This is a genomic window from Deinococcus sp., from assembly GCF_030523985.1.
GTDB lineage: Bacteria > Deinococcota > Deinococci > Deinococcales > Deinococcaceae > Deinococcus.
The window spans coordinates 27,389-40,797 of record NZ_JAUNHK010000005.1 but is presented as its reverse complement, the minus strand read 5'-3'; the positions used below and the strand labels follow the sequence as shown (position 1 = coordinate 40,797).

Annotated in this window: 5 protein-coding genes; 2 read left to right on the top strand and 3 right to left on the bottom strand. The window is 65.0% G+C overall.

Annotated elements, in window-relative coordinates:
* Positions 1 to 94: 94 nt before the first annotated feature.
* A complete protein-coding gene (rpoD, locus tag Q4C89_RS01845) occupies positions 95 to 1,843 on the bottom strand; it encodes an RNA polymerase sigma factor RpoD (RefSeq protein ID WP_303100906.1) in 1,749 nt (582 codons plus the stop codon).
* Between the two features lie 119 nt (positions 1,844 to 1,962).
* Positions 1,963 to 3,141 carry a class I SAM-dependent methyltransferase gene (locus Q4C89_RS01840; RefSeq protein WP_303100905.1) on the bottom strand — a complete coding sequence of 393 codons (1,179 nt, stop codon included), beginning with the start codon at positions 3,139 to 3,141 and terminating at the stop codon, positions 1,963 to 1,965.
* A 331-nt stretch (positions 3,142 to 3,472) separates the two neighbouring features.
* Between Q4C89_RS01840 and Q4C89_RS01835 the strand changes: the two genes are divergently transcribed.
* On the top strand, positions 3,473 to 6,952 hold the full coding sequence (locus tag Q4C89_RS01835) for a DNA-directed RNA polymerase subunit beta (RefSeq protein WP_303100904.1): 3,480 nt from the start codon (positions 3,473 to 3,475) through the stop codon (positions 6,950 to 6,952).
* Between the two features lie 117 nt (positions 6,953 to 7,069).
* On the top strand, positions 7,070 to 11,692 hold the full coding sequence (gene rpoC, locus Q4C89_RS01830; protein ID WP_303100903.1) for a DNA-directed RNA polymerase subunit beta': 4,623 nt from the start codon (positions 7,070 to 7,072) through the stop codon (positions 11,690 to 11,692).
* 75 nt (positions 11,693 to 11,767) lie between these two features.
* Here rpoC and Q4C89_RS01825 read toward each other — a convergent pair whose 3' ends face one another.
* Complete coding sequence (locus tag Q4C89_RS01825) at positions 11,768 to 13,399, bottom strand: LysM peptidoglycan-binding domain-containing protein (RefSeq protein WP_303100902.1); 1,632 nt, start codon at positions 13,397 to 13,399, stop codon at positions 11,768 to 11,770.
* Between the last annotated feature and the right edge of the window lie 10 nt (positions 13,400 to 13,409).

The window sequence follows — 13,409 nt, the reverse complement described above, 5'->3', positions numbered from 1 at the left end:
GGGTACGCGAGCGCGGCAGGGAAAGTTGCAAGAAAAACCGCCCCCACCACGTAGGAAGGGGCAGCTTGAACGGGAGGATTGTGTGAAAGAAAGCTCAGTCGAGGAAGTCCCGCAGTTTGCGGGTGCGGCTCTCGTGGTACTTGAGCTTGCGCAGCGCCTTGTTCTCAATCTGGCGAATGCGTTCGCGGGTCACGTTGAAGCGCTGACCGACTTCTTCGAGGGTGTGTTCGCGCCCGTCCACCAGTCCCTTGCGGAACTTCAGCACCATCGCCTCGCGCTCGGTGAGCTTGCCCAGTGCCTTTTCGAGTTCCTCGGAGAGCAGCGTCTTGGCGGCGTTGTCCACCGGGGAATCGAGATTCTCGTCGGGGATGAAGTCGCCGTAGAAGCTGTCTTTTTCGTCGCCGATCGGCGTTTCGAGCGAGACGGGTTCCTGGCTGACCTTCTGCACTTCCTCGACCTTGGTCGCGTCCCAGCCCGGCCCCATCGCTTCGGCGATTTCCTCGTGGGTCGCTTCGCGCGAGAGTTCTTGCTGAAGCTGCCGCGCCGTGCGGGTCAGTTTGTTGATGGTCTCGACCATGTGCACCGGAATACGGATGGTGCGGGCCTGGTCGGCAATGGCGCGGTTGATGGCCTGACGAATCCACCACGTCGCGTAGGTGGAGAACTTGTAGCGGCGGCGGTACTCGAACTTCTCGACGGCGCGAATCAGGCCCTGGTTGCCTTCCTGAATCAGGTCGAGGAAGCCCAGGCCGCGCCCGGTGTACTTCTTGGCGATGGAGACGACCAGACGCAAGTTGGCCTCGATCAGCCCCTGGCGGGCGGCGGCTCCGTCCTCGGTCTGACGCATCAGGCGGCGGCGCGAACGGTCGTCGAGCGACTCGTCCTCTTCGAGCTGCTTTTTGGCTTCTTCGCCTTCTTCGATACGGCGGGCGAGCGCGATTTCCTCTTCGAGGGTCAGCAGCGACACGCGACCGATTTCGTGGAGGTACTGGCGCACCGGGTCGTTGGACACGGCGCGGGGCATATCGTCGAAGTATTTTTCCTCGTCATCGTCGGACTGGGGCTGGGCCGCACCCGGCACCGCTTCCTCGTCGAGTTCGTCGCCTTCCAGTTCGTCGTCGTCCTCGTCGAGGTCCTGGACTTCGATGTTTTGCCCACCCAGGAAAAGCTGCATGTCCTCGAAGGCGTCGGGGCTTTCGGGGTCGAGGCCGTGCGCTTCAAGGGCCGCCGCCAGCGCCGTGGCGATGTCCTCACTGGCGAGAATGCCCGCCGCCTTGCCCGCCTTGAGGAGTTCCTGAATGGCGGGGTGCTGGTAGTAGGGCTTGTCCGCCGGAACGGCGACGGCTGGGGCCGCCGCTTTGGGCGCGGCCGCTTTGGCGGGTTTGGTCGCCGCTTTCTTGCCGGGCTTGGGGGCCGCTTCTGCTGGGGCGGCTTCGCCAGCGTCAGGTTCAGACTTTTTGGCGGCAGTCTTGCGGGCCGGAGCCTTCTTGGCGGCGGGAGCGGCGTCCTCGGCCTCCACGTCTGGGGCGACTTCCGCCTTCGGGGCGGCTTTGGCCTTCTTGGGCTTGGGCGCGGCAGCCTTGGCGGGCGCAGCGTCGGCGGAAACCTCGGCTACATCGGCTTTCTTGGCTGCGGGCTTGCGCGGCGCGGCTTTCTTGACCTCGGGCTTGGTCTCCGCCGGGGCAGGCGTCGCCGGGGTCACGGTTGCAGCGGGGGCAGCGCCAGCGTCCGTCACCTTGCGGCGGGTACGGGGACGGTCGGGGGTCGTGATTTTGCTTTCGGCGGGCGTTTCTTCGGCCACTTTGGCCTTGGGACGAACGCGGGGTTTAACAGGTTCAGCCATGAGGACTCCTGGAGATGATAAAGGCGGAGAGGGGGACAGTGGCCTTAAACGGGTCAGTCTAGCAAAGCGGCCAGGGCATCACCCCAAGTACGCGGTACGAGCGGCGAACGTTCCCGGCGTCAGGCTCCGGCCCGCACCAGTTCCAGCACCTTGAAGCCCTGCACGCGCACCACCTCGCGCACCGTGCCCAGGGCCGAGAGCGCCGTCTCATAGGGCAACGGCTCGTTGGCGACCAGATACAGTTTGCCGCCCGGCACCAGATGGCGGCCCGCTGCGGCGATAAATTCGCGGGCCACGTCCAGCACCACGCCGCGCCCGACATGAAAGGGCGGGTTGGTCAGCACCACGTCGAATGGCCGTTCGCCCAACGCCGCGCCCACGTCGGAATGCAGCACTTCACCGCTCAGGCCACCCGCCGCCAGGGTCTGCTCGCTGCTGCGAACACTTTGCAGGTCGCCGTCCACCAGCGTCACCTGCGCCCCCCGGCTGGCGGCCCAGGCTCCGATCAGGCCCGCGCCGCAGCCGAGGTCAAGGACGCGCTGCCCGCTCAGGTCGAGGTCGGCAAGCTCGGTCAGGAGAATGCTGGTGGCCTTGTCGGGCTTGGCGGCGCTGAAGACGCCGGGCAGCCCCACGACTTTGACCCCGAACGCCTCATAGGTTTCGGCCTCGGGCTGAGGCGGCGTGGGGCCGGGGCGACGAACCAGTTTGGCGACCCGCATACCGCCGTCACGGGCGACGACCTCTCCGGCTCCGAAGGCCGCGCCCGCCTGCCGCACGTAGCGGTCAAAGCCCTTGTCGCGGTCCCCGGCGAGGTACAGCGTGCCGCCCGGAGGCGTGCAGGCGTGCGCCCAGGCCACCTGCGCCTGCGCGTAGGCGTTGCCCCGGTCCCCAGCCAGCACCAGGGCCACCGTGCGGGCACGTTCAGGCCAGTGGGAGGAGAGGTCATCGCCAGGGGCCGCCGCCTGGGCGTCCAGTCCCGCTTCCTTCAGCACCTCCAGCGCCGCCGCCGAACCCTCCACCGCCCGCAGGGTCACACCTGGCAGACTGGCGAGCAGCCCCCCCTGCGCGGTCAGGTCCAGCACGTCGCCTTTGACGCGGTCTTTGCGCATGGTCTGGGCCAGCAGTTCCTGGGCCGCGTCCACCCCCGGAAAGCCGCGCACGCCGGGCTTGGTCAGGGCGCTCAGGCCACGCAGCCTCTCGGAAAGCTGGGCCGGACGCACGGTGCTGTAGGGCAGGGCCTGCGCCTGCGCCCCAGTGCCCGCTTCTGCGCCTCTGCGCTCGGAGACGGGCCGCACCATCCGAATCTTCTGGCCTCCCGGTCGCGGAGCACCGCCCGTCGCCCGCGACCCGCCTTCCGGCCTGTCTTTTCCTGGTTTTTTGCCGCCTGTCATCGCCTTACCGTTTATCACATTTGCCCGGCACCGTTTCTTGACGTGGCTTTGACGATGGCTCTATACTCTGGGTTCGCCAACCACGATGGGTTGGAACAGGGGTTCTTTGAAGGTCGAACTTCAACATTAGGCCAGTTTTCTATAGGGACGCAAGAGCGAATGCTTGCGGTCCCAGTCGCGCTTTTGGGCCTGGACAAAGGCAGCGAACTCGATATTTTCCAGCGTGCGAGAGGTGTGCATGACCCTGAGTAAGACTCCCCCCCGCATCGAGCGGTTCGGTGAAATCACCGAAGTCATTCCGCTCCCCAACCTGACCGAAGTTCAGGTCAACTCGTTCAAGGCCTTCTTGCAACACGACAAGGCCCCCGACCAGCGCGAAGACGTGGGCCTGCAAAGTGCCTTCCGCGAGGTCTTCCCCATCGACGAGTCCGAAAAGGGCCGCTCGACGGGCATGGTGCTCGACTTTATCGAGTACCGCCTCGGCGAACCCGAGTACAGCCCCGAAGAGTGCCGTGAAAAAGACCTGACCTACGAGGCACCGCTGTACGTCAAGCTCGAACTGATTCACAAGGACACGGGCGTCATCAAGGGCTTCAAGCCCGACAGCCCGCCCGAAAGCTGGGTCTTCCTGGGCAACCTGCCCCTGATGACCGCCGACGGCTCCTTCGTGATCAACGGCGCAGACCGCGTGGTGATTTCGCAGATTCACCGCTCGCCCGGCGTGTACTTCACCAGCTCGTACAAGGGCATCAAGAAGATGTACACCGCCGCCATCATTCCCATGCCCAAGCGTGGCCCCTGGATCGAACTGGAATTTGCGGGCGACGTGCTGGAAATGAAGGTCAACAAGCGCAAGTTCCCCGTCAGCCTGCTGCTGCGCGTGCTGGGCATGGACGACGCCCAGATTCGCTCGCTGTTCACCGAGTTCACCCCCGACGTGGAACCCGGCGAAGACAAGAGCGCGGGCATGAGCGCCGACGAAGCGCTGCTGCGCCTGTTTACCGTGCTGCGCCCCGGCGACCCGCCCAAGCGCGACAAGGCGATTCAGTACCTCTTCGGGCTGCTGGCCGACCCCCGCCGCTACGACCTGGGCGAACCGGGCCGCTTCAAGATGAACACCAAGCTGGGCGTGCAGCGTCAGGAGCGCACCCTGCTCAAGTTCGAGGACGGCAAGTTCAGCGACGCCGGACTGGTGGACACCATCCGCTACCTGATGGCGCTGCAACAGGGCCTCGAAACGGTCCCGATGGTGGACGAGGACGGCGTGCTGACCGACGTGCCCGTGGCCGAAGACGACATTGACCACCTCGGCAACCGCCGCGTGCGTACCGTGGGCGAACTGCTCGCTGACCAACTGCGCGTGGGCATGGGCCGCATGGCGCGTGGCGTGCGCGAACGCATGTTGCTGGGCAACCCCGACGCCGCCACCCCCACCAAACTGGTCAACAACCGCCCCATCGTGGCGGCCATGCGCGAGTTTTTCGGACGCTCGCAGCTCTCGCAGTTCAAGGACCAGACCAACCCCCTGTCCGACCTGCGCCACAAGCGCCGTATTTCGGCCCTGGGGCCGGGCGGTCTGACCCGCGAACGCGCCGGCTTCGACGTGCGCGACGTGCACCGTACCCATTACGGCCGCATCTGCCCCATCGAAACGCCCGAAGGCGCGAACATCGGTCTGATTTCCTCGCTGTCCTCGTATGCGAAGGTCAACGACCTCGGCTTCATCATGGCCCCCTACCGCAAGGTCGAGAACGGTGTGGTCAGCGAAAACGTCGAGTACATGACGGCGGACATCGAAGACCGTTACACCATCGCGCAGGCCAACAGCCCGCTCAACGACGACAGCACCTTCGCCGAAGAGCGCGTGCTGGCCCGCCGCAAGGGTGACCCGCTGCTGTACGACCCCAGCGAAGTCGAGTACATGGACGTGTCGCCCAAGCAGATCGTGTCCATCAACACCTCGCTGATTCCCTTCCTGGAACACGATGACGCCAACCGCGCACTCATGGGATCGAACATGCAGTCGCAGGCCGTGCCGCTCGTCCGCGCCGACTCCCCCGCCGTGGGCACCGGGGTCGAGCGCCGCGTGGTCACCGACTCGGGCACCAGCGTGGTGAGCGACGTCAAGGGCCGCGTGACCTACGTGGACGCCCGCGCCATTCAGGTGACGCTGACTGAAGACCACCGCCACCTGGGCCTGAATGCGGGCAACGTTCGCACCTTCGAACTCATCCGCTTTACCCGTTCCAACCAGGGCACCAACCTCGACCAGCACCCCATCGTCTCCATCGGTGACGAAGTGCAAGTCGGTCAGGTCATCGCCGACGGCCCCGCCTCCGAGCGCGGACGCCTCGCGTTGGGCCAGAACATCACCATCGCCATCATGCCGTTCGACGGCTTCAACTTCGAAGACGCCATCTGCATCAACGAAGGGCTGGTGCGGCAGGACTTCTATACCTCCGTCCACATTGAGAAGGACGAAATCGAAGCCCGCGACACCAAGCTCGGCCCGGAGAAAATCACCCGCGACATTCCCGGTCTGTCCGAAGCCGCGCTGCGCGACCTCGACGAAGACGGCATCGTGCGCGTGGGGGCCGAAGTCAAGCCCGGCGACATCCTGGTCGGCAAGACTTCCTTCAAGGGCGAATCCGAACCCACCCCCGAAGAGCGGCTGCTGCGCTCCATCTTCGGTGAGAAGGCCCGTGAAGTGAAAGACACCTCGTTGCGCGTGCAGTCGGGTCAGGGCGGCATCGTCGTCAAGACCGTGCGCTTCCGCCGTGGCGACGAAGGCGTGGATCTCAAGCCCGGCGTGCGTGAAATGGTGCGCGTGTACGTGGCCCAGAAGCGTCAGCTTCAGGTGGGCGACAAGGTGGCGAACCGCCACGGCAACAAGGGCGTCGTGTCCAAGATCATGCGTCCCGAAGACATGCCCTACCTCGAAGACGGCACCCCCGTGGACATCGTGTTCAACCCCCTCGGTGTGCCCTCGCGCATGAACCTGGGTCAGATTCTGGAAACCCACCTCGGCGAAGTGGCCCGCCTGACGGGTCAGAAGTTCGAAACCCCCGTGTTCGACTCGGTGACCGAAGCGACCATCAAGGAAATGCTCGAAGTCGCCGCCGCCGAGAGACTGCAAAAGCGCAAGGACGAAGGCTTCGAACTCGACAAGCGCGAGCAGGAAGTGCTGGACCGTGCGGGCAAGCTCGGCGTAATTGACGCCCCCAACGGCGACTACGAACGCGCCCAGATGCAGCTTTCGCGCACCGGCAAGAGCATCCTGTACGACGGACGCACCGGCGAACCCATCAGCGGCCCCGTCGTGGTCGGCATCATGTACGTGATGAAGCTCTACCACATGGTGGAAGACAAGCTGCACGCCCGCTCGACTGGCCCCTACTCGCTCATTACCCAGCAGCCGCTCGGTGGTAAGGCGCAGTTCGGCGGTCAGCGCTTCGGGGAAATGGAAGTGTGGGCGCTCGAAGCCTACGGCGCGGCGCACGTGCTGCAGGAAATGCTCACCATCAAGTCCGACGACATCGACGGACGCGACGCCGCCTACCAGAGCATCGTCAAGGGCGAAGAGGTGTCGGGCAGCACCATCCCCGAATCCTTCAAGGTGCTCGTCAAGGAACTCCACTCGCTGGGTCTGGATGTGGAAGTGCTCGACAGCAACGACAAGAACGTGGACATCTTCGAAGGGATGATGCCAAAACGATGATGGTTGATCGTTGATGGTTGATAGACCAGCCTAAGCTGTTTGCTTAAGCGGCAGTTTCCATCAACGATCAGCGAAGCGAAACCATCAACCATCACCAACTTCTCCGAAGGAGAACGAATGAAAGATTTCAACAAAGTCCGCATCGCCATCGCCAGCCCGGAGAAGATCCGCGAGTGGTCGTTCGGTGAGGTCGAAAAGCCTGAAACCATCAACTACCGCACCCTGAAGCCCGAGCGCGAGGGCCTCTTCGACGAGCGCATCTTCGGGCCCATCAAGGACTACGAGTGCGCCTGCGGCAAGTACAAGCGCCAGCGCTACGAGGGCAAGGTCTGCGAACGCTGCGGCGTCGAAGTGACCAGCAGCAAAGTGCGCCGCTACCGCATGGGCCACATTGACTTGGCGACCCCTGCCGCGCACATCTGGTACGTCAAGGACAGCCCCAGCAAAATCGGCACGCTGCTTGACCTTTCGGCGGGCCAGCTCGAAAAGGTGCTGTACTTCAGCAGCTTTATCGTCACCAAGCCGTTCAACGCCCAGAAGGACGGACGCCCCCTCAAGCGCGGCGAACTGCTCAGCGACGACGAGTACCGTGAACTGCGTTTCGGTCGCCAGGAGACCTATACCATCCCCAACAGCGTCGAGGACGTGGAAATCCGTGACGGCGAATACGTGACCCGTGGGCAGGTGCTCGGCGGCAACGTGGTGTCCAAGATGGACGGTCTGGCGCAGTACCGTTTCCCCCGCCGCGCTGTCATCGCCTACGCCGAAGGGGTCGAGGCCAGCCTGCCGCTCCCCGTGGACGCGCTGGTGCAGCAGGAGAGCTTCCGCGCCGGTGAAATCCTGGCGGAACTGGAAGAAGACGTGCAACTCACCGCGCCCGTCGCCGGAACCGTGTTCATGCACGAAATGGGCGAAGACTCGGTGATGGTCGAGCTGCGCGAAGGCGTGGAAGGCGAAGACGCCGATCCCATGCAGGGTGAAGTGCTGGCCCGCGTGTACGTGCCGCACGGCATGAACGTGCAGGTTGCCGAAGGCGAAATCGTGGAAGCCGGCGCGGTGCTGGCCGAAGCTGCTGCGGGCGCACGCCTGCGCGTCAGCCGCGACAGCAACCTCAGCGGCGTCACCTTCCCCAAGAAGAAGGGCGACACCACCGTGACCGCCCACTGGACGCGCCGCGTGGAATACCCCATCGACCCCACCATGCACGTGCTGGTCGGGGACGGCAGCGAGGTCAAGAAGGGCCAGCGCGTCATCGGTGCGATTGACAAGGAAGAAGAAGTCATCGCTGAAGCCGACGGCGTGATTACCCTGCACCAGCCCGCCAGCATCCTGGTGAGCAAGGCCAAGGTCTACGCCTACGAGGATGAACCTGACGTGGTCAACGGCGACCGCGTGGAGCCGGGCGACGAACTCGCCGACAGCGGCAACCTGCGCTCGGAAATCTCGGGCCGCATCGAACTCGACCTCGTGCGTAAGCAGGTGCGCGTCATCGAGTCCTACGACTTCGAAGCCAAGATGGGTGCCGAAGCCGTCAAGGAACTGCTCGACGAACTCAACCTCGACGAACTCGAAGCCGAACTCGGCGAGCAGATGAAGGACAACAGCCGCCACAAGCGTGCCAAAGCCCGCAAGCGTCTGGAAGTCACCCGCGCCTTTAAGGCCAGCGGCAACAACCCCTCGTGGATGATTCTCAACACCGTTCCGGTGATGCCCCCAGACCTGCGCCCGATGGTGCAGGTGGACGGTGGACGTTTCGCCACGTCCGACCTGAACGACCTGTACCGCCGCCTGATCAACCGCAACAACCGTCTCAAGAAGCTGATCGGTCAGGGAGCACCCGACATGATCATCCGCAACGAGAAGCGCATGCTTCAGGAAGCGGTGGACGCGCTGATCGACAACGGACGCCGTGGCAGCCCCGTCACCAACCCTGGCTCGGATCGCAGCCTGCGTTCGCTGACCGACCTGCTGGGCGGCAAGCAGGGCCGGTTCCGCCAGAACCTGCTGGGTAAGCGCGTGGACTACTCGGGCCGCTCGGTCATCGTGGTCGGCCCGCAGCTCAAGCTGCACCAGTGCGGGGTGCCCAAGCGTATGGCGCTGGAACTGTTCAAGCCGTTCCTGTTCAAGGTGCTGGAAGAAAAGGGCGAAGTCACCAACATCAAGCAGGCCCGCAAGATGCTGGAGCGTTACCGCGACACCCGCGACAGCGTCTGGGACGCGCTGGAAGAAGTGATCGAAGACAAGGTCGTGCTGCTCAACCGTGCGCCCACGCTGCACCGTCTGGGCATCCAGGCCTTTGAGCCGGTGCTGGTCGAAGGTCAGTCCATCCAGCTGCACCCCTTGGTCTGTGAAGCCTTCAACGCCGACTTCGACGGTGACCAGATGGCGATTCACGTCCCCCTGAGCGCCCAGGCCCAGGCCGAAGCCCGCATCCAGATGCTCTCGGCGCACAACCTGCTGTCGCCCGCCAACGGCGAGCCGAACGTCAAGCCCAGCCGCGACATCATTCTCGGCATCTTCACGCTGACCCAGCTGCGCCGCGACAACCTCGGCGCGGGCACCGAGTACGCCAGCGAAGCCGAAGCCCTCGCCGCCTACGACGAAGGCAAGCTGATGCTCAACAGCCCCATCCTGGTGAACGGCGTCGAGACCAGCCCCGGTCGCCTGCGCTACACCTTCTCCAACCCCGACGAAGCGCTGCACGCCGTCGAGCAGGGCGAAATCGACCACCAGGACCACGTCCGCATCCGTCTGGGCGGTCAGGTGTTTGAGACCAGCGCGGGCCGCGTGCAGTTCCGCCGCATGGTGCAAGAAGCCCTCGGCGCCCAGGCCCACTTGGTCGACACTCTGGTAGACCTCGAAACCACCTACGAGAAGGACGCCCTCAAGGACATGATCATGGCGTGCTTCAAGCACCTCGGCATCGAAGCGACCGCCGGGCTGCTCGACGCGCTCAAGGACGGGGGCTTCAAGCTCTCGACCACCTCGGGCATCACCATCGGCATCGACGACATCGTGCTGCCGCCCAACAAGCCCGAGCTGCTGGCCGAGGCCGACCAGATGCTCGCCGAAATCGAGCAGAACTTCGAGTTCGGCTTCATGACCGAAGAAGAGCGCTACAAGCAGGTCGTGCAGCTGTGGAACAACACCACCGACGCCGTGAAGGACGCGGTGTTCGAGAACTTCTCGAAGAACTACCCCTTCAACCCGCTGTGGATCATGAGTCAGTCGGGTGCGCGTGGTAACCCGCAGCAGATTCGTCAGCTCGCCGGGATGCGCGGCCTGATGGCCCGCCCGGACGGCAGCACCATCGAAGTGCCGATTCGCGCCAGCTTCCGCGAAGGTCTGACCGTGTTGGAGTACTTCATCTCGACCCACGGGGCGCGTAAGGGTGGTGCAGACACCGCTCTGCGTACCGCCGACTCGGGCTACCTGACCCGTAAGCTGGTGGACGTGGCCCACGAAGTCGTCGTGCGCGACGTGGACTGCGGCAGCAGCGACTACACCGCGATTCCGCTGGGGGCCACCGACGAGCGCACGGGCGAATGGCGCAGCCGCAAGGGCAGCGAAATCGAAACCAGCATCTATGGCCGCACCCTGACCGCCGATGTCGAACTCAGCGATGGCCGCGTGATTGCCGAGGGCGAAATGCTCTCGATGGAAGACGTGAAGGCCATCACCAAGGACGCCAAAGCGATTGGTGAGGTCTACGTCCGCACTCCGCTGAACTGTAAGGTCAAGGCGGGCGTGTGCCAGAAGTGCTACGGCTACGACCTCTCGCAGGCCAAGCCCGTCAGCATGGGTGAAGCCGTGGGCGTGGTGGCTGCCGAGTCCATCGGGGAACCCGGCACGCAGCTCACCATGCGTACCTTCCACACCGGGGGCATCGCAGGCGGCGGCGACATCACCATGGGTCTGCCCCGCGTGATCGAACTGTTCGAAGCCCGCAAACCCAAGACGCAGGCCGTGGTCGCTGACCGCGACGGCGTGGTGCGTATCGAGGAAGAAGAAGAGCGTTACCTCGTCCGCATCGAGGCCGACGACGACGCCTACTCCTCCAAGACCGCCACCAAAATCGGTAAGGCGCTGCGTATGGTCGTCAAGGACGGCGACCGCGTGGAAGCTGGACAGCCGCTGACCCGTGGCGCGATCAACCCACACGACCTGCTGCTGTACAAGGACACCGACGCCGCCCAGCGTTACCTGGTGGAAGAAGTGCAGCGCGTGTACCGCTCGCAGGGCGTGAAGGTTCACGACAAGCACATCGAGGTCATCGTGCGCCAGATGCTGCGCTGGGTCGAAGTCACCGACGGCGGCGACACCACGCTGCTCGAAGGCCAGACCGTCGAGCGCTGGGAAGTGGACGCCGCCAACAGTGGCCTGCAGGACGGCCAGACCCCCGCGAGCTGGAAGCCCGTGCTGCTCGGCATCACCAAGAGCAGCCTGACCACCAAGTCGTGGCTGTCGGCCGCCTCCTTCCAGCACACCACCCACGTGCTGACCGAGGCCAGCATGAAGGGCCAGGTGGACGACCTGATCGGCCTGAAGGAAAACGTCATTCTGGGCAAGCTGATTCCCGCCGGTACGGGCCTCCAGACCGTGCGCGAGATGCAGGTGTCCGACGAGCGGACGCTGGAGAAGTACGGCGAAGGCAGCAACAGCTCCGATGCCGTGACCGGCGGCCAGCGGTACGACGACACCCGCCCCGGCAGCAGCATCAACCCCGGCTACGGTGACTGAGCCACTCAGGGTTTAAAGCCTACAAAGAACCTCCCCACTCGGAAACGGGCGGGGAGGTTTCTTTTGGCTTGAACTTCAGCGGGCGTAACGCTTGCCGGTGTAATCGGCAAAGACGCCGATACCGTAGCTGACGCGGCGCACGCTGTTCAGCACGGCAGTTCCGTTCCAGGCGAGGCCCGCGCTGGAGCCACCGTCGAGCAGCAGGGCGTCACGGGCACCCAGGGCACGCATCACCTGTCCCATCTGCCCGGCGCTCAGCTTGGCGTGGGTGGTCACCAGCAGCAGGTCACGCGGCCCGCTCAGGCCGATGGCGCTGCGGGCGGCCTGCCCAAACACGGCGGGGTCACGAAAGACCGAGCTGTAGCGGCTTTGCACCACGCCTCCCCGCAGAATCTGTGGCCCGGTGGCGATGACGGTTTCCATACCCGCCCAACTGCTGTCCAGCACGCGCCCGAGAACGCCCGTGCCACCCTGCCGGATGGTGGCGCGGTTGTCGGGCGTAATCGCCAGCGCCGAGGGGATGCGCCCCCAGGTCAGCAGCCGTCCCTGCATCACGATGTCGCCTGCCGGGGCATAGGTGCCGGGATGGAAATAGCTGCCGTTGACCACGGCCCGCGCCCCACTGCGGGCAGCCAGCGTGCTGACGGTGGCACCGGAGCCGAAGCTCTGGCCCGCACGCGGCAGCACGGGCGTGACCAGTACGTTGCGCCAGCGCAGGTCTACCCGCACCACCTGCACCGGAATGCCCAGCGGGGTCACCTCGCGCAGCGTGACAGGCGCGGCGACGGGACGCGGCGGCACGGGCACCGCCACCCGCTGCGGCACCAGCACCCGCATCCCTGGAACGACGTGGCGCACACTGCCCAGACCGTTGAGTTGCCGCAACTGTTCCGGCGTAATGCGGTAGGTCTGCGCCAGTGAAGCCGCCGTGTCGCGCAGCCCGACGCGCACGTAGCGGTACACCAGCCGCGCCTCGGTGCCGGGGGGCAAGGGTGCGGGACGCGACGCCACAACGCTGCCTGCACGCGGAATCTTCAGCCGCTGCCCGACCCGAATCACGGTGCCGGAAATCCCGTTGGCCGCCTGAAGCGCCCCCACGCTTACCCCGTAGCGCTGGGCGAGGCGGCCCAGAGTGTCACCGGAGCGCACTGTATGGAGGGCGGGCGCTTTGGGGACGGGAGGCGCTTTCACAGGCGCAGGACGGGCCACCGGCTTGGTCGCCACTGGGCCACGCAAGTTGAGCACCTGCCCCACGTAGATGGTCGTCCCCGACAGACCGTTGAGCCGCTGCAACTGCTCGACCCGCAGGCCCACCTTACGGCCCACCTTGGCGAGCGTGTCACCGGGCTGCACGCGGTAAGTGGTTGGCGCGGTCTTGGTGACGGGTTTGCTGGTGACAGGTTTGGCAGGAGCAGCTTTCGCCTGGGCCTTTGGCGCGGGGGCAGATTTGACACTGGCGGGCTTGGCCGGAATCGCCTTGACCGAAGTGGCGGGTTTTCTGGGCGGGGGCGTCAGCCGCAACACCTGCCCCACCTCGATGGTGGTGGTCTTGAGACCGTTGTATTGCTGCAACTGCGCCACGCTCAGGCCGTGTGCGCGGGCGATACGGTAGAGCGTCTGCCCACGCCCCACCTGAACGGTCTGGGGGGCAGCGGCGAGGGCTGCGCTGGGCAATAAAAGCAGGAAGGAAAGGAAATAACGTTGCATTCGCCCTGCC